General features: G+C 63.7%; 22 protein-coding genes. 21 read left to right on the top strand and 1 reads right to left on the bottom strand.

The genetic code is table 11. The annotated features are described in order from the left end of the window. Window positions 1-70: 70 nt before the first annotated feature. The 14 genes from J2Y68_RS00790 (at window position 71) to nusB (ending at window position 13,642) form a co-directional block, all read left to right on the top strand. Window positions 71-1,507, top strand: a complete 1,437-nt coding sequence (locus J2Y68_RS00790) for a replication-associated recombination protein A (RefSeq protein WP_309988515.1) — start codon at window positions 71-73, stop codon at window positions 1,505-1,507. Between the two features lie 204 nt (window positions 1,508-1,711). Further along, complete coding sequence (rpsD, locus tag J2Y68_RS00795) at window positions 1,712-2,332, top strand: 30S ribosomal protein S4 (RefSeq protein ID WP_011774968.1); 621 nt, start codon at window positions 1,712-1,714, stop codon at window positions 2,330-2,332. Between the two features lie 157 nt (window positions 2,333-2,489). After that, a complete protein-coding gene (locus J2Y68_RS00800; RefSeq protein WP_211712286.1) occupies window positions 2,490-2,864 on the top strand; it encodes a DUF948 domain-containing protein in 375 nt (124 codons plus the stop codon). Window positions 2,865-2,881: 17 nt separating this feature from the next. Then, window positions 2,882-3,112 (top strand): hypothetical protein, encoded by a 231-nt coding sequence (locus tag J2Y68_RS00805; RefSeq protein ID WP_211712287.1) that lies wholly within the window; start codon window positions 2,882-2,884, stop codon window positions 3,110-3,112. A gap of 114 nt (window positions 3,113-3,226) precedes the next feature. Then, complete coding sequence (gene alaS / locus J2Y68_RS00810; RefSeq protein ID WP_309988518.1) at window positions 3,227-5,905, top strand: alanine--tRNA ligase; 2,679 nt, start codon at window positions 3,227-3,229, stop codon at window positions 5,903-5,905. A 2-nt stretch (window positions 5,906-5,907) separates the two neighbouring features. Further along, a complete protein-coding gene (gene ruvX, locus J2Y68_RS00815; RefSeq protein ID WP_309988521.1) occupies window positions 5,908-6,498 on the top strand; it encodes a Holliday junction resolvase RuvX in 591 nt (196 codons plus the stop codon). Then, window positions 6,495-8,273, top strand: a complete 1,779-nt coding sequence (mltG, locus tag J2Y68_RS00820; protein WP_309988523.1) for an endolytic transglycosylase MltG — start codon at window positions 6,495-6,497, stop codon at window positions 8,271-8,273. Before ruvX ends, mltG begins: the two co-directional genes overlap by 4 nt. Continuing rightward, the gene (locus J2Y68_RS00825) at window positions 8,270-9,124 is read left to right on the top strand and encodes a shikimate dehydrogenase family protein (protein WP_309988527.1); all 855 of its coding nucleotides are present in this window, start codon (window positions 8,270-8,272) and stop codon (window positions 9,122-9,124) included. Before mltG ends, J2Y68_RS00825 begins: the two co-directional genes overlap by 4 nt. A gap of 26 nt (window positions 9,125-9,150) precedes the next feature. Then, window positions 9,151-10,350 carry a chorismate synthase gene (gene aroC, locus J2Y68_RS00830; protein WP_309988529.1) on the top strand — a complete coding sequence of 400 codons (1,200 nt, stop codon included), beginning with the start codon at window positions 9,151-9,153 and terminating at the stop codon, window positions 10,348-10,350. Continuing rightward, window positions 10,350-10,907, top strand: coding sequence for a shikimate kinase (locus J2Y68_RS00835; protein WP_397334633.1), 558 nt, complete (start codon window positions 10,350-10,352; stop codon window positions 10,905-10,907). The genes aroC and J2Y68_RS00835 overlap by 1 nt, the downstream gene beginning before the upstream one ends. Further along, window positions 10,904-11,995 carry a 3-dehydroquinate synthase gene (gene aroB, locus J2Y68_RS00840; RefSeq protein ID WP_309988532.1) on the top strand — a complete coding sequence of 364 codons (1,092 nt, stop codon included), beginning with the start codon at window positions 10,904-10,906 and terminating at the stop codon, window positions 11,993-11,995. Before J2Y68_RS00835 ends, aroB begins: the two co-directional genes overlap by 4 nt. After that, a complete protein-coding gene (locus J2Y68_RS00845; protein WP_309988534.1) occupies window positions 11,992-12,513 on the top strand; it encodes a tetratricopeptide repeat protein in 522 nt (173 codons plus the stop codon). Before aroB ends, J2Y68_RS00845 begins: the two co-directional genes overlap by 4 nt. Window positions 12,514-12,668: 155 nt before the next feature. Continuing rightward, complete coding sequence (gene efp / locus J2Y68_RS00850; RefSeq protein ID WP_011774957.1) at window positions 12,669-13,232, top strand: elongation factor P; 564 nt, start codon at window positions 12,669-12,671, stop codon at window positions 13,230-13,232. Beyond that, entirely contained in the window at window positions 13,232-13,642 is a 411-nt protein-coding gene (gene nusB / locus J2Y68_RS00855) for a transcription antitermination factor NusB (RefSeq protein ID WP_211712295.1), read from the top strand. The genes efp and nusB overlap by 1 nt, the downstream gene beginning before the upstream one ends. Window positions 13,643-13,722: 80 nt before the next feature. Here nusB and J2Y68_RS00860 read toward each other — a convergent pair whose 3' ends face one another. Further along, a complete protein-coding gene (locus J2Y68_RS00860; protein WP_309988538.1) occupies window positions 13,723-15,012 on the bottom strand; it encodes a PrsW family intramembrane metalloprotease in 1,290 nt (429 codons plus the stop codon). A 110-nt stretch (window positions 15,013-15,122) separates the two neighbouring features. On the opposite strand from J2Y68_RS00860, the gene pyrR reads away from it, so the two are divergent. From pyrR to pyrF, 7 genes are read left to right on the top strand one after another with little or no spacing between them, the layout of a single operon-like run. Beyond that, a complete protein-coding gene (gene pyrR / locus J2Y68_RS00865) occupies window positions 15,123-15,707 on the top strand; it encodes a bifunctional pyr operon transcriptional regulator/uracil phosphoribosyltransferase PyrR (RefSeq protein ID WP_309988541.1) in 585 nt (194 codons plus the stop codon). Then, window positions 15,704-16,711, top strand: coding sequence for an aspartate carbamoyltransferase catalytic subunit (locus tag J2Y68_RS00870; RefSeq protein ID WP_309988544.1), 1,008 nt, complete (start codon window positions 15,704-15,706; stop codon window positions 16,709-16,711). Before pyrR ends, J2Y68_RS00870 begins: the two co-directional genes overlap by 4 nt. Next, a complete protein-coding gene (locus J2Y68_RS00875; protein ID WP_309988546.1) occupies window positions 16,711-18,036 on the top strand; it encodes a dihydroorotase in 1,326 nt (441 codons plus the stop codon). The genes J2Y68_RS00870 and J2Y68_RS00875 overlap by 1 nt, the downstream gene beginning before the upstream one ends. Then, window positions 18,036-18,557 carry a PH-like domain-containing protein gene (locus J2Y68_RS00880; RefSeq protein ID WP_309988549.1) on the top strand — a complete coding sequence of 174 codons (522 nt, stop codon included), beginning with the start codon at window positions 18,036-18,038 and terminating at the stop codon, window positions 18,555-18,557. Before J2Y68_RS00875 ends, J2Y68_RS00880 begins: the two co-directional genes overlap by 1 nt. Continuing rightward, on the top strand, window positions 18,538-19,785 hold the full coding sequence (gene carA, locus J2Y68_RS00885) for a glutamine-hydrolyzing carbamoyl-phosphate synthase small subunit (RefSeq protein WP_309988552.1): 1,248 nt from the start codon (window positions 18,538-18,540) through the stop codon (window positions 19,783-19,785). Before J2Y68_RS00880 ends, carA begins: the two co-directional genes overlap by 20 nt. Then, window positions 19,785-23,093: a carbamoyl-phosphate synthase large subunit gene (gene carB / locus J2Y68_RS00890; RefSeq protein ID WP_309988554.1), complete on the top strand. Its 3,309-nt coding sequence runs from the start codon at window positions 19,785-19,787 to the stop codon at window positions 23,091-23,093. The genes carA and carB overlap by 1 nt, the downstream gene beginning before the upstream one ends. Beyond that, entirely contained in the window at window positions 23,086-23,961 is an 876-nt protein-coding gene (gene pyrF, locus J2Y68_RS00895; RefSeq protein ID WP_309988556.1) for an orotidine-5'-phosphate decarboxylase, read from the top strand. The genes carB and pyrF overlap by 8 nt, the downstream gene beginning before the upstream one ends. The last annotated feature ends 92 nt before the right edge of the window (window positions 23,962-24,053 follow it).

The following is a 24,053-nucleotide window of genomic DNA, read 5'->3' on the forward strand; positions in this document are numbered from 1 at the left end:
GGCAGCGGGGTGGAATCGGGGCGGCCCACGTCAATGTCTCCTTTGCTGGAACTATGAGTAGCCTATCCATGTGGAAGATCTCTTTGGTGCGGGTGCTGACAACGACGACGAGTCGGAGGATCTGCCTGCCATGCCGCATTCCTTGCGGGCGCCTTCCGACGCTCACTGGATGGCTTCCCAGCGCAGCCCCCTGGCCGTGCGGATGCGGCCGCGCACCCTTGACGACGTCGTAGGGCAGCAGCATCTGTTGGGGCAGGGTTCACCGCTTCGCCAGCTGGCGGCCGGTGCCGAAGCGGCCGGCCCGGCCGGACCCAGCTCGGTGATCCTCTGGGGACCCCCGGGAACGGGCAAGACCACCTTGGCCCATGTCATCGCCCGCGGACCGGGACGGAAGTTCGTGGAGTTGTCGGCGATCACCGCCGGGGTCAAGGACGTCCGGCGCGTGATGGACGAGGCCTTGACCGCCCGGGACCTTTACAAGAAGACCACCGTTCTCTTCCTTGACGAGATCCATCGCTTCAACAAGGCGCAACAGGACGCGCTGCTGCCCGGCGTCGAGAACCGCTGGGTGGTGCTGGTGGCGGCCACCACCGAAAACCCCTCGTTCTCAGTGGTGTCGCCCCTGTTGTCCCGATCGCTCCTGCTGACTCTGAAGCCACTGACCGACGACGACATTTCAGGGCTGCTGCAAAGGGCGGTGGTTGATCCCAGGGGTTTGGCTGAACGGGTGTCACTCAGCGATGAGGCCTTGGACCACCTGGTGCGCCTGTCCGGTGGTGACGCAAGGAGGGCCCTGACTGCCTTGGAAGCTGCCGCCGGCGTGGCGTTCGGCGACACCGCCGTCGAGGACGAAGGCGAGCCTACGGATCCCGTGTTGGTGGAACTGCGCCACACCGAGCGGGCCCTCGACGCTGCCGCGGTCCGTTACGACAGGGCCGGAGACCAGCACTACGACGTAGCGAGTGCCTTCATCAAATCCATCCGCGGTTCCGACGTGGACGCTGCCCTGCATTATCTGGCGCGCATGCTTGAGGCCGGTGAAGACCCGAGGTTCGTGGCACGACGCATCGTCATTTCAGCAGCCGAGGACATTGGCATGGCAGACCCGACTGCGCTGCAGACTGCCGTGGCCGCCGCGCAGGCCGTGCAGTTGATTGGCATGCCGGAGGGCCGGATCGTCCTCGCGGAAGCCGTAGTCCACCTGGCCACCGCGCCCAAGTCCAATGCCGCGTACATGGGATTGAACAAGGCAGTTGCCGATGTCCGGGCCGGCTTCGGCGGCGGGATCCCCATGCACTTACGGGACGCGCACTATCCCGGCGCCAAACAATTGGGCCATGGCAAAAGCTACAAGTACGCGCACGACGAACCCCATGGTGTGGCACAGCAGCAATACCCGCCGGACGACCTGGTGGGCAAGGACTATTACGAGCCCACCAACAACGGCGCCGAACGGGACATCGCCGCCAGGCTGGAGCGACTCCGCAAGATCGTGCGTGGCGAGTAGCGGCCGGACCATGCCAGCGGCCGGCGCTGCCACTGTGCGTGGTAGGATTGATCCTTGTCTGGCATGGCCTGACGCACAATCCCTTTGAAGATTCCTTCGATAGTGCTGTGCGCCCGGGCTAGTAGCAAGAGGCAGCGGTTGGCCGATGCTCTCCCTGATGGAGGCCAGTAACACTGACACGCCGCAGTAATTGGAAGGACACAAGTGGCTAACAACACTCGTGCTCGCCGTACCGCACGCCTTTCGCGTGCACTCGGCATCGCTCTGACCCCCAAGGCCGCCAAGTACATGGAGCGCCGCCCGTACGGCCCCGGTGAGCATGGCCGTGCCCGCAAGAAGCAGGACTCCGACTACGCCGTACGTCTGCGCGAAAAGCAGCGTCTGCGCGCCCAGTACGGCATCCGCGAAGCACAGATGACCCGTGCCTTCGAAGAAGCACGCCGCACCAAGGGCCTGACCGGTGAAAACCTGGTTGAGCTGCTCGAAATGCGTCTGGACGCCCTTGTGCTCCGTGCAGGCTTCGCCCGCACCATCGCACAGGCCCGCCAGCTGGTTGTGCACCGCCACATCATGGTTGACGGCATCCGCGTGGACCGCCCGTCCTTCCGCGTTGGCGAAGGCCAGCTCATCCACGTTCACAGCCGCTCCGAGGTTATGCCCCCGTTCCAGGTGGCAGCTGCAGGCGCACACGTCCTGAACAACGTTCCGGCATACCTGGACGTCAAGATCGACGCCCTGCAGGCACGCCTGGTTCGCCGTCCCAAGCGCTCCGAGGTCCCCGTGATCTGCGAAGAGCAGCTCGTCGTCGAATTCTACGCACGCTAAATCCAAGCAGCGCATACAAAGAAGCCCGTGGCACCCGCCGCGGGCTTCTTTGTATGTCAGGTGCCCATCCTTTGTAGGTAAGGTACTGGGGGAGGCCTTGGCCCCGCCGGGAACCGGTGGGTGCAGGGCAGCGCAACGATCCTAGGAGAAGAGTTCTATGTCTGGTGGCGACATCGCCGGCCTCATCGCAGCGGGAGTGTTCGCGCTCCTCGTCCTGCTGTTGGCCGTGCCCATTTTGAAGCTGGGCGGCGTTTTTGACGAAGTCCGCACCTCCATCCGCCTCATCAGCGACGGCGCTACGCCCTTGATGGACGAAGTGACCGCCACGGTCACCACCACCAACCAGCAGCTCAAGAAGGTCGACGGCATCGCTTCGAACGTCTCGGATGCCTCGGCCAACATTTCCGCGCTTTCGTCGCTGGTTGCTGCCACAGTGGGTTCACCGCTGATCAAGGTGGCAGCGTTCAGTTACGGCGTACGTTCAGCCTTCGCTGGCCGCCGCGCACCGTCCTCCGGCCGCCGTAGCCGCTGAACCAACGGGAGAAACCGATGAAGAGAATTGTCTGGATGGGTATCGGCGTCGCCATTGGCGTCATAGCGTTCCGAAAGGTGACGCAGGCGCAGGCCAATCTCGGCCCGGAAGGGCTGAACCGCGCCGTTGGCCGCATGGCCGATGGCCTCTTCGATTTTGCTGATGCGGTCCGTACCGGCATGCACCAGCGCGAAGACGATTTGCGGGCGGCACTGGGAATCCAGGACGACGGGGCAGGCCGCCGCTAGCGGGAGCGGTTCGCTCCGGCGCCCGCAACAGGGCAGAATGGAAAGCTGCGGAACGGCACCAGCCGGTCCGCGCACATCGTGTGCAGTGAATTGAGAAGGGTAAGTAATCAGCTAATGAAGTCGCAGGAGATCACCAAGCGCTGGGTGGACTTTTTTGTCAGTAAGGGCCACACCGCCGTTCCCTCCGCGTCGCTCGTTTCCAGCGACCCGTCGCTTCTCTTCACTGTGGCCGGGATGGTTCCCTTCATTCCGTACCTGACCGCGCGGGAGGAGCCTCCCTACAGCCGCGCCACGAGTGTCCAGAAGTGCATCCGCACCGGTGACATCGAAGAAGTGGGAAAGACCGCACGCCACGGCACGTTCTTCCAGATGTGCGGCAACTTCTCCTTTGGCGACTACTTCAAGGAAGACGCCATCAAGTTCGCCTTCGAGCTGCTCACCACCAGCGTGGACGACGGCGGTTACGGACTTCCGGCCGAACGCCTCTGGGTAACGGTCTACGAAGAGGACGACGAAGCCAAGGAACTCTGGCTCAAGAACACCGGGATCCCGGCGGAGCGCATCCAGCGCATGGGCAAGGCCGACAACTACTGGTCCACGGGCCAGCCCGGTCCCGCTGGTCCCTGCTCGGAGATCTACTACGACCGCGGTCCCGCCTACGGCATCGAAGGTGGCCCGCTGGCCGACGAGACCAGGTACATCGAAATCTGGAACCTCGTGTTCATGCAGTACCAGATCGAGAATGTCCGCTCCAAGGTGGACTTCGACATCGTCGGCGAATTGCCGCAGAAGAACATCGACACCGGCCTCGGCATGGAGCGCCTCGCGATGATCCTGCAGGGTGTCGAGAACATGTACGAGACCGACCAGGTCCGTCCGGTCATCGATAAGGCCGCTGAATTGTCCGGCCGCGAGTACACGTCCGCTGAGACTCCCGACGACCCGCACCACACGGACGACGTCCGCATGCGCGTGGTCGGGGACCACATTCGTTCGGCCCTGATGCTGATCGCCGATGGCGTGGCACCGTCCAACGAAGGCCGCGGCTATGTGCTGCGCCGGTTGATCCGCCGCGCCGTCCGCGCGATGCGCCTGCTGGGCGTTGAGAAGGCCTGCCTGCCGGACCTCTTGCCTGCCTCCCGTGACGCCATGAAGGGCGTCTACCCGATTGTCGAGACGGACTTTGCGCGTATCAGCCGCATTGCGTACGCCGAAGAGAAGGCGTTCCTGCGCACTATCGCCTCCGGAACCGCACGCCTGGAAGACGCAGTCGCCGAGTCCAAGGCTGCCGGCGTTCCGCTGTCCGGGGCCGACGCTTTCGCCCTCCACGACACCTACGGTTTCCCCATCGACCTGACGTTGGAAATGGCTGAAGAAGCCGGCCTCAAGGTGGACGAGGCAGGTTTTCGGGCGCTCATGCTGGAGCAGCGCCAGCGTGCCCAGGCAGATGCCAAAGGAAAGAAGGGCGGCCATGCCGACCTCAGCGCTTACCAGGATCTCCTTGGCAAGGGCGAAACTGTGTTTACCGGCTACGACGAACTTGAAGGCGAAGCGAAGGTCCGCGGGATTGTCAGCGCCGGACGGCCAGTAGCGCATGCGTCCACCGGCGACGAAATTGAGTTGGTGCTCAATGAGACCCCGTTCTACGCGGAAGCAGGCGGGCAGTCCGCTGACACCGGCCTTATTACCGGTGACGGCTTCGTGGTGGAGGTCCTGGACGTGCAGCGTCCCATCAAGGGCCTGAGCGTGCACAAGGCGATTGTTCGTGAAGGTGAGATCGCAACCGACGCGTTGGTTCGCGCCGCCGTCGACCGTGAACGCCGCCACGCTGCCGAGCAGGCGCACACCGGTACCCACATCGTCCACGCCGCCCTGCACCAGATCCTCGGCCCGGAAGCCACCCAACGTGGTTCCTACAACAAAGCCGGCTACCTGCGCTTCGACTTCGCCTGGGGTGAAGGCCTGAGCACGGCTACGCGGTCCGAAATCGAAGAAGTCTCCAACATCGCCATCCGCAACAACTTCCGCGTGGACACCAAGGTGATGGGGCTTGCTGAGGCCAAGGCACTGGGCGCCATGGCACTCTTCGGCGAGAACTACGGCAGCGAAGTTCGCGTCGTGGAGATCGACGGCGCGTGGTCCCGTGAGCTGTGTGGTGGCACGCACGTGTCCAACACCTCCCTCATTGGTAGCCTTTCGTTGCTGGGCGAGCAATCCGTTGGTTCGGGAAACCGCCGTGTTGAGGCTTTCGTGGGCTTGGACGCGTTCCGCCACTTGGCAGCAGAGCGCGCGCTGGTCAACGAGCTCACCGAACTCCTCAAGGTGCCCTCCGGCCAGCTTGCGGATCGCATCTCCAGCACCCTGAGCAAGCTCAAGGCCACGGAGAAGGAACTTGACCGCCTCCGCAAGGAGCAGCTCACCGCCGCAGCAGCCAACCTGGTGGGTACGGCAAAAGACGCCGCGGGTGTGCGTGTTATTGCCCACGATGCCGGCCAGGTGGGTGGGGCGGATGATCTCCGCAACCTCGCCCTTGACCTGCGTAACCGTTTGGGCTCCGACGCCGCCACCGTGGCTGTTGCCGGTGTAAGCAACGACCGCCCTGTCGTCCTGATCGCCACGAACGAGGCCGCCCGCGAAGCGGGCGTAAAAGCGGGAGCTTTGGTCCGTTTGGCTGCCGGCATCCTCGGCGGTGGCGGCGGCGGCAAGGACGACGTCGCCCAAGGCGGCGGCACCGACGCTGGGAAGGTCCCTGAGGCCCTCACAGCGGTGGTGGACGCGATAGCCAAGCGCTGACGGTGGCTGCGAGTACGAACAGTGGCGTCTACCCCCGGGGCATCAAGCTGGGGGTAGACGTTGGTACCGTCAGGGTGGGCCTGGCAATCTGCGATCCTGACGGAATCCTGGCCACGCCGTTCAAAACGGTGAGCCGGAACGCCAAGAAGAACACCGATGTCCGGGTCATCGTCAAACATGCCTTGGAACTGTCTGCCGTGCAGATATTTGTTGGCCTTCCCCGCACCATGAAAGGGGAGGAGCGCGCGTCCGCGCAGATGGCCACCGACTACGCCGAACTCCTGGCGAGTGAGCTTCTTCTCGCTGGTTTGGACATCCCTGTGGCCCTCATTGACGAGCGGCTCAGCACCGTTACGGCTCACCGCAACCTGCACGAAGCTGGCATGAGCAGCAAGAACCACCGTAAAGTGGTTGATCAGGTTGCTGCTGCTGGAATCCTCCAGCAAGCAATCGACATGCAAAAAGCCAGAGGAACGGACGTTGGCCGCCGAGTGCAGGCACCGGCGCAGTCCGCAAAGCCCGGCAGTGCCCCAACGCTGCAGGCTGCCTCCGGCAGTGAACCCGATTCTTCTACGAGGGGACTGCAACTGTGAGCCCGGTCAACAACGACCCCTCCACCGGTGCTGCGGGCGGCGGCATGCCGCTGACCCGCAAAGAGCTGCGCGCGCGGGAACGATTCCTCGCCACCCAGAACCACAACGTGGTACCCGTTCCTGAAGCCACGCCGGGAGAAGCTGAGGCGCCGGCCGACGTCGAACTGCCTCGACCAGTACCGGCTGTGCCTCCGGCCCCCGCGGCTCCTCCTGTGCCGGTTGCGGAGCCGGAACCCGCCGTGCCCCCCGTTCCTGTGGCGCAGCCCACGTCTGCAGCGCCGCCCGCATCCGAGGCGAAGCCCGCACCCGAGGAGCAGGCTCCAGATGCTGAGACCCCTGTCCACCCGCAGGAACCCGAGGTCCACCCGCAGGAAGCTGTAATCCACGTGCCGGAAGCTGAAGACGGGACCCACGTTGACGCAGGTCACGTGGATCAGGATCACGCGGACCTGGGACACGCCGATCACGCAGCCCAGCACCATGAACCACTGCACAACGAATCACTGCACCATGAACCACTGCATCCCGAACACGGTGCCGATGTGGAGCACGCCGAGCATGCTGAGCACGCAGCGGTCCTCGTCGACCACCACGAGTACGACGAGCATGGCGACCACGCCCTTGATATCCACGATGATCTCCATGAGGACCACCTCCACGAGGACCATCACGACCTCATTGCCCCCGTGGAAGCCCCGGCTTCGAAGGCTGCGGCGAAGAAGGCGCGTCGCCGCCGTCGTGTTCTTGCCCTCTTGATCACGCTCGGCGTGTTCGTAGCTGCGATTGCCATCGGAGCCCAGTTCCTGAAGCCTTTGCTGGGCATGGACAAGCTCACCGACTATCCAGGTCCCGGTACTGGATCGGTGACGATCACGGTGGCCGAAGGCTCCGGCCCGAAAATCGTTGCCAGCACCCTGGTTCAGAACAAGGTCGTCGCTGATGCCGACTCCTTCGTCAAGGAGTTCATGAGCGAAGGAGCCGAGCTGTCACCCGGCGAATTTACGTTCCGCACCGAAATGAAGAACTCTGATGCTGTGGCCATCCTTGCCAACAAGGACGCTTCGAAGGTCATGTACTTCGCCCTGAGTGCGGGCCTGCGGATCACCGAATCCCTGGAAGCCATTTCCAAGGGCTCGGGCATTCCGCTGCAGCAGCTCAACGCCTTGAACCAGTCGCCGGCGCAGTTCGGTGTGCCTGCCAAAGCCAAGAACCTTGAGGGCTTCCTGGCCCCCGGTGAGTATCGTTTCGACCTCGGGACCTCCGGTAAGGACATCCTCCAGAAACTGGTCACCACCACCTTGGACGAACTGAAGTCCCAGGGCATCACCGATCCCGCCAAACAGTACGACACCGTGACCATCGCGAGTATCGTGCAGGCCGAGGGCGGCCAGGCGGACTACGGAAACGTGGCTGGTGCGATTTACAACAGGCTCAAGCCCAACAACGTCGAAACCAGTGGGCTCATCCAGTCCGACGCCACGGTGACGTATGGGTTGGGCAGGAAGTCCTTCCACGTCACGGAAGAAGAAAAGGCCGACAAGTCCAACCCGTACAACACTTACGCGAACGTCGGGCTGCCCGTGGGTCCCATTGGTTCACCGGGGAAAACTGCGATCGACGCCGCGGCCAAGCCGACCCCGAACGACTACATGTACTGGGTGACGATCAACCTGGACACCAAGGAGACCAAGTTCTCCAAGACGCTGGCTGAGCACTTGACCTATGTGGAGCAATACAACGCGTGGTGCCAGGCCAATGCGGGACGGTGTGTGTGAGTCGTCGTGCCGCAGTCCTGGGGCATCCGATTTCACATTCGAAGTCCCCAGCGCTGCACAGGGCCGCCTACGCCAAGCTTGGCGTGGACATTGACTACTCGGCCATCGATGTCACCGTTCCCGGTCTTCCGGCGTTCATGGCATCGCTGCGCGGTGACGAATCGTGGTGTGGTTTGTCGGTGACCATGCCGCTGAAGTCGGCCATGGTCCAGGAAGTCGACGAAGTCCGCGGGGCGGGCGCCCAGTTGGGCGTCATCAACACCGTGGTTTTCGAGCACGACGGCGGAACAGTTCGTCGGGTGGGATACAACACTGACGTCGCGGGGATCGTTGATTCGGTCCGGTACGCGGGCGTTGCATCCACTCCGCACGCAGCCATCCTCGGCGGTGGCGGCACCTCTGCTGCGGCGGTCGCCGCCGCGCGCGAACTTGGTGCCAGCCACGTGGACGTCTTTGTCCGCGACGCGGGACGTGCCGGTGAAGCGGAAGCAGCTGCGGCCGCCGTCGGAATTTCCCTTGCTGTCCGGCCGTTGACGCAAGCAGCCACCGCCATTGCCGGAACGGATCTGGTGATCTCCACCTTCCCGCCGCGTGCGGCCGACGCGTTGGCTGAAGAGCTTGCGGCGTTGCCCGGAACAGGGGCGGGCGTGCTTCTGGACGTCGCCTACGATCCCTGGCCGAGCCGCCTCGCCGAAGTGTGGCGCGGCCATGGGGGAGCGGTTGTCCCGGGGCTGGAGATGCTGATGTACCAGGCGGCGGAACAGATCAGGCGCTTCAGCGGCTGTGACGTGGATGCCGCCGTCATAGATGTGATGTGCGACTCAGTCGGGCTTCCCCGACGGGTGTTCTAGAAGCCTTACATGGCAGGATTGGTTATATGTTGCGTTGGTTGACTGCCGGTGAATCCCATGGTCCGGCTCTGATCGGAATTGTTGAAGGCGTGCCCGCCGGTGTTGAACTCACCAGTGGGCAGATTCGCGACGCGCTGGCGCGTCGCCGCCTGGGCTACGGCCGTGGTGCCCGGATGAAGTTCGAGCAGGACGAGGTCACCATCATGGGTGGCGTCCGGCACGGCCTGACCCAAGGCGGCCCGGTCGCTATCCAGGTGGGCAACACTGAGTGGCCCAAGTGGGAGCAGATCATGGCTGCCGATCCCGTTGACCCCGAAGTTCTCGCCGACCAGGCCCGCAACGCCCCCTTGACCCGTCCCCGTCCGGGCCACGCCGATTTCACGGGCATGCAGAAGTACGGCTTCGACGAGGCCCGGCCGGTCCTTGAGCGCGCCAGTGCGCGGGAAACCGCCACGCGCGTTGCCCTTGGCACCGTCGCGGCCCAGTTCCTCAAGCAGCTGGGCGTGGAGTTGGTCAGCCACACTGTGTCCATTGCCAGCGTGACAGTTCCGGAAGGCCGGCGGCTGCCGCTGCCGAAGGATGTCCTGGCGCTTGACGCGGACCCCCTGCGCTGCTTCGATCGCGAAACCTCCGACGCGATGGTTGCGGAGGTGGATGCTGCCCACAAGGAAGGCGAAACCCTGGGCGGCGTTGTCGAGGTACTGGCCTACGGGCTTCCGCCGGGACTGGGGAGCTACGTGCACTGGGACCGCCGGCTCGACTCGCGGTTGGCCGCAGCACTGATGGGTATCCAGGCCATCAAGGGCGTGGAAGTTGGCGATGGCTTCCTTACCGCCGCCCGCCGCGGTTCCGCCGCCCATGATGAGATCCTCAAGGACGAAAACGGCAGGATTGTCCGCCAGACCAACCGGGCCGGTGGCATTGAGGGCGGCATGAGCATTGGCGAGGTCCTGCGGGTCCGCGCTGCCATGAAGCCGATCGCCACCGTTCCCCGTGCGCTTCGCACCATCGATGTCAGCACCGGGGAACCCGCCAAGGCCCACCACCAACGTTCAGACGTTTGTGCGGTGCCCGCGGCCGGCGTCGTTGCCGAAGCCATGGTTGCCTTGGTTCTCGCCGAAGCCATTGCCGAGAAGTTCGGTGGTGACTCCGTTGCCGAAACGCAGCGCAACCTGCAAAGCTACCTCGACAGCATCCCGGCCACCCTGGACTCGGTCGGCCGGTAGTGGTCCCCGCTATCCTGGATGGCCGTCCAGTTGTCCTGGTGGGCCCCATGGCCGTCGGCAAGTCTGCCATCGGCCAGCAACTCGCGCAGCAGTTGGGGCTGCCCTTCGTGGACACCGACGCAGTGGTTGTTGCCGCGCATGGCAGCATCGCAGATATTTTCGCTGGCCGTGGGGAACATGCGTTCCGTGAAATCGAAGCACGTGCCGTAGCGAAGTCCATCGAGTCCGCCAAGGCGCAGCCGGCCATCATCTCCCTTGGCGGCGGAGCCGTCCTGGACACCGGCACCCAGCAAGTGCTGGGGGAGTGCACTGTGGTTTACCTGGAGTGTGACGCGGAAACGGTCGCGGACCGGATTGCGCGCAACACGGGAAGGCCCTTGCTGCAGGGCGATGCCATGGAACGCTGGGAATTGCTCTTTGCAACCCGGCGTCCCGTCTACGAACGTCTCGCGGACCTGGTCATTGATGTGCGTTCAGGCTCCGTGGCGGAAATCGGCCTCCAGTTGGAGGCGCGGCTGCGCGAGCATGCAGCCTTGAAACAGGAAGTTGAAAAGTGAGCAACGAAGCAACGGTCATCAAGGTGACTGGCCAGGCCGCCAGCGAAAACTACGACGTCGTGGTGGGCCGTGGCCTTCTGGATTCCCTGCCTGCCAAACTTGGTGAGCGCGTTCGACGGGTGTTGGTCATTCACCCCCGTGCCCTGCGCCTAACGGGGGACACCGTTCGTGACGAGCTGGAGGCTGCCGGGTTCACTGCGCTGACGGCGGAGATCCCGGACGCCGAGGAAGGCAAGCACATCCAGGTTGCCGCGTTCTGCTGGCAGGTGCTGGGCCAAAACGATTTCACCCGTTCGGACGCAATCGTTGCCGTGGGCGGCGGAGCTGTTACCGACCTCGCGGGCTTTGTCGCAGCCACGTGGCTTCGCGGCGTCAAGGTCATCCACATGCCCACCAGCCTCCTGGGCATGGTGGATGCTTCGGTGGGTGGCAAAACCGGAATCAACACCGCCGAGGGCAAGAACCTCGTGGGCTCCTTCCACCCCCCGGCCGCCGTGCTTGTAGATCTCGACACGCTCCAGACGCTGCCAAAGAATGAGCTCATTTCCGGCATGGCCGAAGTTATTAAATGCGGTTTCATCGCCGACCCCGTCATCTTGGATTTGCTGGAGAACAAGACTGACGCGGCCATGGATGCGGGCTCGGACGTTGTCCGTGAACTCATCGAGCGGGCCATCTCCGTCAAGGCCAACGTAGTGTCCGAGGACCTCAAGGAATCGGGCCTTCGCGAGATCCTCAATTACGGCCACACACTGGGCCACGCCATCGAACTCGTTGAACGCTACTCATGGCGCCACGGTGCCGCTGTGTCGGTGGGCATGATGTTCGCGGCCGAGCTGTCACGCAGCGTGGGCCGCTTGTCCGATGCTGACGCCGACCGGCACCGCACCATCCTGGAGAGCCTGGGTCTGCCGATCACCTACCGCAGGGACCGCTGGCAGGGGTTGCTGGATGGCATGCGCCGGGACAAGAAGTCACGTGGGGACCTTCTGCGCTTCGTTGTTCTTGACGGCATAGCCAAGCCGGGCATCCTGGAAGTTCCCGACACCTCCCTCTTGTTTGCCGCCTACCAGGAAATCGCGTCATGACCATCGCTTTGCAGGACGGCGTGAGCGATTGGCCGACAGCCGGATTCCCGGGGGTCCGCATGAACCCGGATACGCTGCTTCCCGTTGTCGTCAATGAAGAAGCAATGGAGTCCGCCCTGGCGGCCTCCGAGGATCCGGCGGACCGGATCATGGCCCTGCTGCTCGACAACCAGCCAAAGGAAGCCGCTGAGCTCCTGGCCGAGGCGCGGTATAAGGATCCCGAATCATTCCGACTCCGGATCTTCGAAGCCGAAGTGCACCGGGCCACCCACCGCCTGGACCGCGCAGTGCAGTTGTTCAAGCACTTGCTGCACGACGTCCAGGGCAGCTCAAAGGAAGCGATCGTTCACCAGTACCTCGGCCGTGCGTACTTCGTCAGCGGGAACGCCCTGGCGGCCTCGGAAGAGTTCGCCAAGGCCTTGGACCTGCGGGTGGCGATGGCTGCTGATGCCGCGCTGATCTACTCGTCCGCGGTGGCTCTGCAGCGGGCCAGGAACGTGCTGGAACTGGCCTCTTAAAGACCTCCGATCACGCCGCCCGCAAGCCGCGACCGGATTTGCCGGTAGAATGGTTTTTGGATTTTTGATAAATACGCGCTGGCGCGCCGATTGGCACGCCTGCTTGGCATAGACAGCTGGCAGCTAGAACCAGTGCGATTAACCAGAGGATACGAGTGGCAACCACAAACGACATCAAGAACGGGACCGTACTGAAGCTCGAGGGCCAGCTCTGGAACATCATTGAGTTCCAGCACGTCAAGCCGGGCAAGGGCGGCGCCTTCGTCCGCACCAAAATGCGCAACGTCATGTCCGGCAAGGTGGTCGACAAGACATTCAACGCCGGCCTGAAGATTGAAACCGCCACGGTTGACCGCCGCGACTACCAGTACCTGTACCAGGACGGCGAAGACTTCGTTTTCATGGACACGCAGGACTACGACCAGATCACCGTTTCCGGTGCAACGGTTGGCGATGCCACCAACTTCATGCTTGAGAACCAGATGGTCAATATCGCCATCCACGAGGGCACGCCGCTCTACATCGAACTGCCCCCGAGCGTTGTCCTCGAAATCACCTACACGGAGCCCGGCCTCCAGGGTGACCGCTCCTCCGCAGGCACCAAGCCTGCCACTGTTGAAACCGGCTACGAGATCCAGGTACCGCTGTTCGTTGAGCAGGGCACCAAGGTCAAGGTCGACACCCGCGACGGCAGCTACCTGGGCCGGGTCAACGACTAGTGAGCGCACGCGGTAAAGCCCGTAGCAGGGCACTGGAAGTACTTTTCGAAGCGGAGCAGCGTTCCGTCTCGGCTTTTGACGCGCTCAAGGCGCGTCGGGAGAAGACAGACCTCGTGATCAACCCCTACACGGTGGAAATCATCGAAGGCGTGGTCTCCATGCAGGAAACCATTGATGAGTTCCTTGAGACGTACGCGCAGGGCTGGACCTTGGAGCGGATGCCGTCCGTGGACCGGATTATCCTTCGTATCGGTTCGTGGGAACTGCTGTACAACGACGAAGTCCCTGACGGTGTAGCCGTCAGCGAGGCCGTCGCCTTGGCCAAGACGATGTCCACAGACGAGTCGCCGGCCTTCATTAATGGCCTTCTCGGACGCTTGCAGAAGCTCAAGCCTTCACTGCTGGCCTAGCCGGCAGGCAATGTTCAAAAGGACCCGCTTCCCGGGAAACCGGGAAGCGGGTCCTTTTTGTTGGCGTTGCCGGACAAGAATTACTGCAGGACCGCCGCCCTGAGAGCGGGGATCTCGCGGAGGTGCTCAAGTTCGTCGTGTTGGTGGACCGGCACGTCGCGTCCGCTGAGGATGCGCTGGCGCGTGAAGGCCAAAGCAGTGGCCCCCTTGATGAAGGCCCGCATCTGTGCCGCCCTTCCTCGCGTCGACGCCCAGCGCAGTGCTTGGCGCCGCCCCCTGGACGTGCCCAGCATCTCTACTTCTGCGGGCGTGAACCAACCGGCGCGAGCATACTCGAGGAGCCGTTGGCGCGTGAGCTTTCCTTCAGCGACGCGCAGCAGGATGATTCCCACTGCCGCTATCAGGAAAATGGGAACCTGCACCACGAAGTACTCCACCAGGAAGTCCTGGCCCATACTGTTCCATCGGCTGTGCAGGAACATGGCCGGCAACAAGCCTATGAAGAACGCCAGGACCGCATAACCGGGGTGCCATCTGCGGGCTGCGAAGCCCATGATCAGTCCGGTTGTCCCGGTGAAGACGGCGTGGGCAAACGGAGACATGACGCCGCGCAGGATGAAGATCCGTACAAAGTCAGTGCCGGGATCGGTGGACGAAGCGATTTCCCGACCGAAGTAGAGAATGTTCTCGGTGAAAGCGAATCCCGCGGCAATGGTGAAGGCGAACACGACGCCGTCCACCGGTCCGTCGAAGTACTTCCGGGCGGCAAGGATCAGTACCAGGAGTCCCAGCGACTTGGTGAACTCCTCGACGATCGGAGCCTGGACGGTAGCCATGAAGTAGGTGAAGGCTTCTTCGCTGGTGGTGGGTGCGGCCAGGGCGAACACGGGCTGGATGAGCAGCGTCCCGGCGATGGATACGGCCGCGCCCCATGTGAAGGCGAACCACAGGAGCCTCTTTGGTTCCGGCTCCCAGCGATCGATAAGGCGGACGGTGAGCAGCACCACGGACAACGGAATGAGGGAGGCGATGAAGCCGATCACGAAGCCGGTGATTCCCGTGTTGCCCAAAAGGAAGGGAAGGACCAGCAGGAGGCTGGCAAGTGCCAGGATCGCTCCACCGATGACCAACGGAAGCGTGCCCATGGAACGTCTCGGCGCCGGGGGTATGGCCCAGGTCTGATGGGGGAGCGATGCCGGGTTGCCCGGAGCTTGCTGGTAGTTCGCGGGCTGCACGCGACCCATCCAGGTGGGGTTGGCGCCTGGTTCCAGATACGGTCGCGGATTGGGTTGTCCGCCAGGTTGGCCGTGATGGTTCATGGTCATGGGAATGAGCCTATTCCACGGCGGAGAATGTGAGCTTAAACTCATGCCGGCGAGCGGCCCCGGGTGAAGCCTGAAAGTGCCGTTGTGGTAGCTTGGAAAAGCAAATATTCCTTTTTTAATTCCGTCCCGTGAGGCGGGGAAAGGGGAGACGAGCGATGACTGAAGTCACTTCAGCGCACGTGCCGTCGCGGGTTGTCCTCAACCAGGCGGACATTGATCGTGCGCTCACTCGTATCGCCCACGAGATCCTTGAAGCCAACAAGGGCTCCCAGGACCTGGTTCTTCTGGGCATTCCCAGCCGTGGCTATCCTTTGGCCGTGCGGCTCGCCAACAAAATCGCAGCTGCCGACCCCACGGTCAACGCCGAAACGATTGTCGGCCAACTGGATGTCACCATGTTCCGTGACGATCTCTCACACCAGCCCACGCGGCCCCCGCGCCACACCCGGCTTCCTTTGTCCGGGATCGACAACAAGGTTGTCGTCCTGATCGACGACGTCCTCTACTCGGGACGGACCATCCGCGCGGCGTTGGACGCCTTGGTTGACCTTGGCCGCCCCAGGATTGTCCGGCTGGCTGTCCTGGTGGACCGGGGGCACCGGGAACTTCCGATCCGGGCCGACCACGTAGGCAAGAACCTGCCGACATCTTCGTCCGAGAAAGTCCGCGTCCACCTGGAGGAAATCGACTCCGTTGACGGCGTGCCCGTCAACGAAGTAGTTATCGAGGCCGGCAAGTGAAGCACCTCCTTTCCACCGAGAACCTCAGCGTTTTCGATGCCATCCGGGTCCTGGATACAGCCGAGGAAATGTCCGCAGTGGGCGAGCGTGAAGTGAAGAAACTTCCTGCCCTGCGCGGCAGGACAGTGGTGAACCTTTTCTTCGAGGACTCCACCCGCACGCGCATCTCCTTCGAAGCCGCAGCCAAACGCCTGTCCGCCGACGTCATCAACTTCGCGGCCAAGGGTTCTTCGGTGTCCAAGGGCGAATCGCTCAAGGACACCGCGCAGACCTTGGCTGCCATGGGCGCTGACGCCGTGGTCATCCGACACTGGGCCTCAGGCGCACCCCATCGCCTCGCTGCGACGGACTGGATCGACGCTGCCGTGATCAACGCCGGCGACGGCACCCATGAGCACCCCACGCAGGCCCTCCTGGACGCGTTCACCATGCGCCGGCACTGGGCTCAGCTCAGGGGTACGGCCTCAACCGGCGCCGACCTGAAGGGCATGAGGGTGGCAATCGCCGGCGACGTCCTGCATTCCCGCGTCGCCCGCTCCAACGTTTGGTTGCTGAAAACCCTGGGCGCAGAGGTCACGTTGGTGGCGCCACCCACCTTGCTGCCCATCGGCGTCGAGCACTGGCCCTGCAAGGTCAGCTACAACCTGGACGAGACCTTGGAAGCCGGCATTGACGCCATGATGATGTTGCGTGTCCAGGGTGAGCGGATGAACGCGTCGTTCTTCCCGTCCACCCGCGAGTATTCGCGCCGCTGGGGTTTCGACGACGCACGGCTCCGTGCCTTGGATGACCTTGGCATGAAGGACACCATCATCATGCACCCCGGCCCCATGAACCGGGGCCTGGAAATATCGTCCGCCGCCGCGGATTCGCCGCGTTCCACTGTGCTTGCGCAGGTACGCAACGGCGTTTCGGTCCGCATGGCCGCCCTTTACCTGCTGCTCTCCGGGGATTCCCGCGAAGCCGCCCCGAACGCAATCCAGTCCAGCAAGGAGACCAACTGATGGCAGAGAACACCTACCTGATTCGTGGGGCAGCCATCCTCGGCGGTGAAGCTGAAGACCTCTTGATCCGCGACGGCATCATCGAAGCACGCGGGAAGGACCTCGCGGACGATGACGCCACAGTCATCGACGGCAACGGCCTCGTTGCCCTGCCGGGCATGGTCGATGTCCACACGCACCTCCGCGAACCGGGCCGGGAGGACGCTGAAACGGTGGAAACCGGAACCCGTGCCGCTGCGTTGGGAGGCTTCACCGCCGTGCACGCCATGGCCAACAGCAACCCCGTAGCGGATACTGCCGGCGTCGTTGAGCAGGTCCACAGCCTGGGCCGGGCGTCCGGTTGGGTTGACGTACGCCCGGTCGGCGCGGTCACCGTGGGATTGGCCGGTGAGCAGCTCGCCGAGCTCGGCGCCATGGCGGACTCACGCGCACAGGTCCGGATGTTCTCCGATGACGGCATCTGCGTCCACGATCCCGTCATCATGCGCCGTGCGCTGGAGTACGTCAAAGCGTTCGACGGCGTGGTGGCCCAGCACGCGCAGGAACCGCGCCTTACCGCCGGGGCACAGATGAACGAAGGTGCTGTCTCGGCGGTGCTTGGGCTGACCGGTTGGCCGGCCGTGGCCGAAGAGAGCATAATTGCCCGCGACGTCCTGCTCGCCCAGCACGTGGGTTCGCGCCTTCACGTCTGCCATGTCTCCACCGCCGGTTCCGTGGAGATCGTGCGCTGGGCGAAGGCCCGCGGCATCAACGTCACTGCCGAAGTCACCCCGCACCACCTGCTCCTGACCGACGAACTGGTCCGCAGCTACGACCCCGTGTACAAGGTCAACCCGCCGCTCCGTACGGACGCCGACGTGCAGGCGCTGCGCGAGGGCCTGGCCGACGGCACTATCGACGTCGTCGGCACCGACCACGCTCCGCACCCCAGCGAGCACAAAGAATGTGAGTGGGCCCAGGCCGCCATGGGCATGACGGGCCTGGAGACAGCGCTCTCCGTGGTGCAGGAAACCATGATCGAAACCGGATTGATGACCTGGGCCGACTTCGCCAGGGTTACTTCGTTCACTCCGGCGGTGATCGGACGTGTTGCCGACCAAGGCCGTCCCTTGGAGGTTGGCGAGCCCGCCAACGTCATCTTGGTGGACCCGGCTGCGCGTTGGACCGTCGACCCCCATAAAATGGCAACCATGGGCCGCAATTCACCGTTCAAGGGCAAAGAGCTGCCCGGTTCAGTGGTGGCGACCTTCTTCAAGGGCCACCCCACTGTCCTCGACGGCAAACTGAACACCCCGTACCGCTACCCTGCAGTCAGCGGTAACTGATGGACAACCAAACACTGACCGTGCTCATCACGGTTCCGTTGATCGCCGTGGTGCTGGCGATGCTCTGGCTGGGTTGGCGGAACCGCCTGAGGCGACAAACCGACGTCGAACGCCTTCCCGCGGTGCCGGAGCAGCTGACCCCTGCCACCGTCGTCGCGGAGGGCCAGTACGTGGCAACCACCACGGCGGGCGACTGGCTGGACCGAATCGCCGTCCAGGGCCTGGGAATCCGGACCAACGCGGAACTGAGCATCCACGCCGAAGGCGTGCTGTTCGACCGGTCGGGTGCCGCCCCGGTGTTCATCCCGCGCTCCGCGGTGCAGGACAGCCGCCCAGCGGACGGCATGACAGGGAAGTTCGTCGAAAAGGACGGACTCCTGGTCATCAGCTGGAAACTGGGCAGCCGTGAGCTGGACACCGGTTTCCGGTCCAGGCACGCAGCCGACAAGCAGCTCCTCCTCGAAGCCCTCCAGGAATTGATCTCCGCAGCCCCTCAGGCAGATGCCGATAGTGGAAAGTAATAAAGTGACGGATAGTAAAGCAGCCACCACCCCCACCTCCTCAGCAGCAGTGCTGGTGCTCGAAGACGGCCGCGTGTTCCGCGGCCGCAGCTATGGCGCCCAGGGAACCGCGCTCGGTGAGGCCGTCTTCGCCACCGGCATGACCGGCTACCAGGAGACCATCACCGATCCCTCCTACGCACGCCAACTGGTTGTCCAGACGGCGCCGCACATCGGCAACACCGGCGTCAACAGCGACGACGCTGAGTCCCGCCGCATCTGGGTAGCCGGGTACATTGTGCGCGACGCCGCACGCCGACCCTCCAACTGGCGCTCCGAGCGTTCGCTGGATGACGAACTCACCGAGCAGGGAATCGTCGGTATCCAGGGAGTGGACACCAGGGCCATCACCCGCCACCTCCGCGAGCACAAGACCATGCGCGCAGGCATCTTCTCCGGCGAGGCCGCCCAGGCAACCGACAAGGAGCTGCTGGACACCGTCCTGGCAAGTGCTCCGATGGAAGGCGCAGCCCTGGCCGAGGAAGTCTCCATTGACGAGGCCTATGTTGTTGAGCCCAAGGACCACGGCTGGGAAGGCGAACCGCGCTTCTCCATCGCAGCTGTGGACCTGGGCATCAAAGCCATGACCCCGGTACGTTTCGCCGAGCGTGGCGTGCGTGTCCATGTCCTGCCGGCTACCTCCACGGTTGAGGACGTCAACGCCGTGAACCCGGATGGTTTCTTCATGTCCAACGGTCCGGGCGACCCCGCGACGGCCGATCACCAGGTGAAGCTCCTGCGTTCGGTGCTGGATGAGAAGCTGCCGTACTTCGGCATTTGCTTCGGCAACCAGATCCTCGGCCGCGCCCTTGGTTTCGGTACCTACAAGCTCCGCTACGGCCACCGCGGCATCAACCAGCCGGTCATGGACCGCCGCACGGGCAAAGTGGAAATCACTTCGCAGAACCACGGCTTCGCCGTCGACGCGCCGCTGAACGGCGCCACGGTGGCCCCGGAAGAGCGTTATGGTCGCGTTGAAGTCAGCCACGTTTCCCTGAACGACGACGTCGTTGAAGGGCTCGCCTGCCTCGACATCCCCGCATTCTCGGTCCAGTACCACCCCGAAGCCGCGGCTGGCCCGCACGATGCCGCCTACCTCTTTGACCGCTTCATCGACCTCATGGCCGACACCAAGTCCAAGGCCACAGGCGATAACACCAACGACTCCAAGACTGAGGACAAGAAGTAATGCCCAAGCGTACAGATCTCAAGAGCGTCCTCGTCATTGGCTCGGGCCCGATCGTCATCGGCCAGGCCGCCGAGTTCGACTACTCCGGCACCCAGGCCCTTCGCGTCCTCAAGGAGGAAGGCCTTCGCGTCATCCTCGTGAACTCCAACCCGGCCACCATCATGACGGACCCCGAGTTCGCGGATGCCACCTACGTTGAGCCCATCACCCCGGAGGTGGTGGAGAAGATCATCGCCAAGGAGCGCCCGGACGCCATTCTGCCCACCCTGGGTGGCCAGACGGCACTGAACACCGCCATCGCGCTGGACAAGAACGGCGTGCTGGAGAAGTACAACGTAGAACTCATTGGTGCGAACATTGCCGCCATTGAACTCGGCGAAGACCGCGAGAAATTCAAGGGCGTAGTGGAGCGTTGTGGCGCGGAGTCCGCACGCAGCCACATCATCCACACCATGGAGGAGGCATTCACGGCAGCGGAAGACCTCGGCTACCCGATGGTGGTCCGTCCTTCCTTCACCATGGGTGGCCTGGGCTCCGGCCTGGCGTACAACGAGGACGACCTTCGCCGCATCGTCGGCCAGGGCCTCCAGTACAGCCCCACCACCGAGGTCCTGCTCGAAGAGAGCATCCTCGGCTGGAAGGAATATGAGCTGGAGATGATGCGCGACAAGAACGACAACGTCGTTGTTGTCTGTTCCATCGAGAACTTCGATCCCGTAGGTGTCCACACCGGTGACTCCATCACGGTTGCCCCGGCCCTGACGCTCACGGACCGCGAGTACCAGAAGCTGCGCGACGTCTCCATCGCCGTCATTCGCGAAGTCGGCGTGGACACCGGTGGCTGCAACATCCAGTTCGCCATCGACCCCGCCACGGGCCGCGTGGTGGTTATCGAGATGAACCCCCGCGTTTCCCGCTCTTCGGCCCTGGCATCGAAGGCAACAGGTTTCGCCATCGCCAAGATCGCCACCAAGCTGTCGCTCGGGTACACACTGGACGAGATCCCCAACGACATCACGCAGAAGACGCCGGCGTCGTTCGAGCCGACCCTGGACTACGTCGTGGTCAAGGTTCCCCGTTTCGCGTTCGAGAAGTTCCCGGCAGCGGACAACACCCTCACCACCACCATGAAGTCCGTCGGCGAAGCGATGGCCATGGGACGCAACTTCACAGAGGCGCTGCAGAAGGCCTTGCGCTCCCTGGAGCAGAAGGGCTCGCAGCTGGACTTCAGCTCCGTACCCGAATATGAAGTTGCCGAGCTCATTGAGAAGGCCAAGCGTCCCACCACTGACCGCCTGCACCAGGTGCAGCGGGCAATGCTGGGCGGCGCCAGCGTGGAAGACCTCTTCGAAGCCACCAAGATCGACCCCTGGTTCCTGGACCAGCTGCAGTTGCTCAACGAGACCGCGCAGGAGATCCGCAAGGCCGGCGTGCTGACCGAGGAAATGCTGCGCAACGCCAAGCGCCACGGTTTCTCCGATGAGCAGATCGGTGCGTTGACGCACAACAATGAGGCAGTGGTCCGGGGCGTCCGGCAGGCCCTGGGCATCCGTCCGGTGTACAAAACAGTGGACACCTGCGCTGCGGAGTTCGCCGCTTACACCCCGTACCACTACTCGTCCTATGACGAAGAGGATGAAGTGGGCCTGCACGCCAAGCCCTCGGTCATCATCCTCGGCTCCGGTCCCAACCGCATCGGCCAGGGCATCGAGTTTGACTACTCCTGCGTGCACGCCTCCATGGCACTGCGCAAGGCCGGGTACGAGACCGTCATGGTCAACTGCAACCCGGAGACAGTCTCCACCGACTATGACGTCTCCACCCGCCTGTACTTCGAACCGCTGACCCTTGAGGACGTCCTTGAGGTCATCGCGGCAGAAGAACGCACCGGCGGCGTCATGGGTGTCTTCGTTCAGCTCGGCGGCCAAACCCCGCTCAAGCTGGCACAGCAGCTCGCCGATGCGGGCGTGCCGATCCTGGGTACTTCGCCCGAGGCCATCGACCTCGCCGAGCACCGTGGCGCCTTCGCACGTGTCCTGGACGAGGCTGGCTTGACCTCCCCGAAGAACGGCACCGCCGTTTCCTTCGAGGACGCCAAGAAGATCGCCGACGAGATCGGCTACCCGGTCCTGGTGCGCCCGTCCTACGTCCTGGGTGGCCGTGGCATGGAGATCGTCTACGACGAAGCCAACCTCTCCCGCTACATCGCCAACGCCACCGAGATCACCACGGACCACCCGGTGCTGATCGACCGCTTCCTTGAGGACGCCGTCGAAATCGACGTTGACGCCCTCTTCGATGGCACCGACATGTACCTCGGCGGCATCATGGAACACATCGAAGAGGCCGGTATCCACTCCGGCGACTCCGCGTGCGTCCTGCCTCCCATCACCTTGGGCAACAACGTGATCGAACGCGTGCGCACTGCCACGCGTGCCATCGCCGAGGGTGTAGGTGTCCGCGGCCTGATCAACATCCAGTTCGCCCTTGCCTCCGATGTCCTGTACGTCCTGGAAGCCAACCCGCGTGCCTCCCGCACGGTTCCGTTCGTCTCCAAGGCCACGGGTGTCCAGATGGCCAAGGCCGCCGCGCTCATCGGCACGGGTGTCACCATCAATCAGCTCCGTACTGCCTACAAGATGCTGCCGGAGACCGGGGACGGCTCCACGCTGCCCTTGGACGCCCCGGTTGCCGTCAAGGAAGCCGTCCTGCCGTTCAGCCGCTTCCGCACCCCGGAGGGCAAGGTTGTGGACTCACTGCTTGGCCCGGAAATGCGCTCCACCGGTGAAGTCATGGGTATCGATAAGCACTTCGATACGGCATTCGCCAAGAGCCAGGCCGCAGCCAACAACGCGCTCCCCACGGAAGGCAAGATCTTCGTCTCCGTGGCAAACCGCGACAAGCGCTCGGTGATCATGGGCGTCAAGCGGCTCTCCGACCTCGGTTTCGAGATCGTGTCCACCGGCGGCACGGCAGATGTCCTGCGCCGCAACGGCATCCAAGCCACTCCGGTGCGCAAGGTAGCCGAGGGCAGCAGCGCCGAAGGCGAAGGAACCATCGCCGACCTCGTCGTTGCCGGCGAGATCGACATGGTCTTCAACACCCCTTCCGGCGGTGAAGCCCGCAGCGACGGATACGAACTCCGTGCCGCAGCAACCTCCATCGGCATCCCTTGCATCACCACCGTTGCCGAGTTCAACGCAGCTGTACAGGCCATTGAGGCGCTGCGCACTTACGAATGGTCGGTGACCAGCCTGCAGGAGCACGCAGCGAATCTGGCAGCCGCAGTGGAAGCAGCCAATGCCTGAGTCTGCTTCGCCACAGCAGGAGCAGCAGCCGGCCCGGGAGTCCTTTGGCTCCCGGCTGGCTGCCGCCATGACTGCCCGCGGACCGCTGTGCGTCGGGATCGACCCGCACCCGCAGCTCTTGGCTGAGTGGGGACTGAACGACGACGCCGCCGGGCTGGAGCGCTTTTCGCTGACGGTGGTGGAGGCAGTGGCTTCCCTCGCTGCCGCGGTGAAGCCGCAGGTGGCCCTCTACGAGCGGCATGGGTCTGCGGGAATGGCTGTGCTGGAGCGCACTCTGGCTGCGTCCTCGGAGGCGGGGGTCCTCAGTATCGCTGACGCCAAGCGTGGTGACATTGGTTCCACGATGGCTGCCTACGCCGACGCCTGGCTGCGTGACGGGTCATCCTTGGCCGCGGATTCTGTGACCTTGAGCCCATACCTCGGCTTTGAGTCGCTTCGTCCGGCGTTGGATCTCGCCGCCCAGTACGGCAGGGGAGTGTTTGTGCTCGCGTTGACGTCCAACCCGGAGGGCAAGTCCGTCCAGCATGTTGGCGGCGCTGATTCCGTTGCCCGGCGCATTGTGGCCGAGGCTGCCGCGGAGAACCGGCGCTATGACGGGGCCCTGGGGTCGGTTGGCTTAGTGGTGGGTGCCACCATTGGTTCGGCGTTGGAGGACCTCGACATTGACCTTGGTCCGGTCCGTGGTGCCATCCTGGCCCCGGGACTCGGTGCCCAGGGAGCTACCCCCGCCGATCTCCGTGCCACTTTTGGGGCCGCGTATCCGAGTGTCCTTGCGACATCGAGCCGGGGAATCCTGGCCGCGGGTCCGTCGGTTGCGGCCCTGCGCGCGGCAACCGGTGAGACGTTGGACGGGCTCCGCTCCGAGTAAGTTGCCAACCGTCATTGCGCAACCGGGCCCCTGCCGGTAGGTTCAGGATCAGTCCGCGTGATCTGGATCACAATCTCGATCTGACAGGGGTT

The organism is Paenarthrobacter nitroguajacolicus (assembly GCF_031455195.1).
Taxonomy (GTDB): domain Bacteria; phylum Actinomycetota; class Actinomycetes; order Actinomycetales; family Micrococcaceae; genus Arthrobacter; species Arthrobacter nitroguajacolicus_D.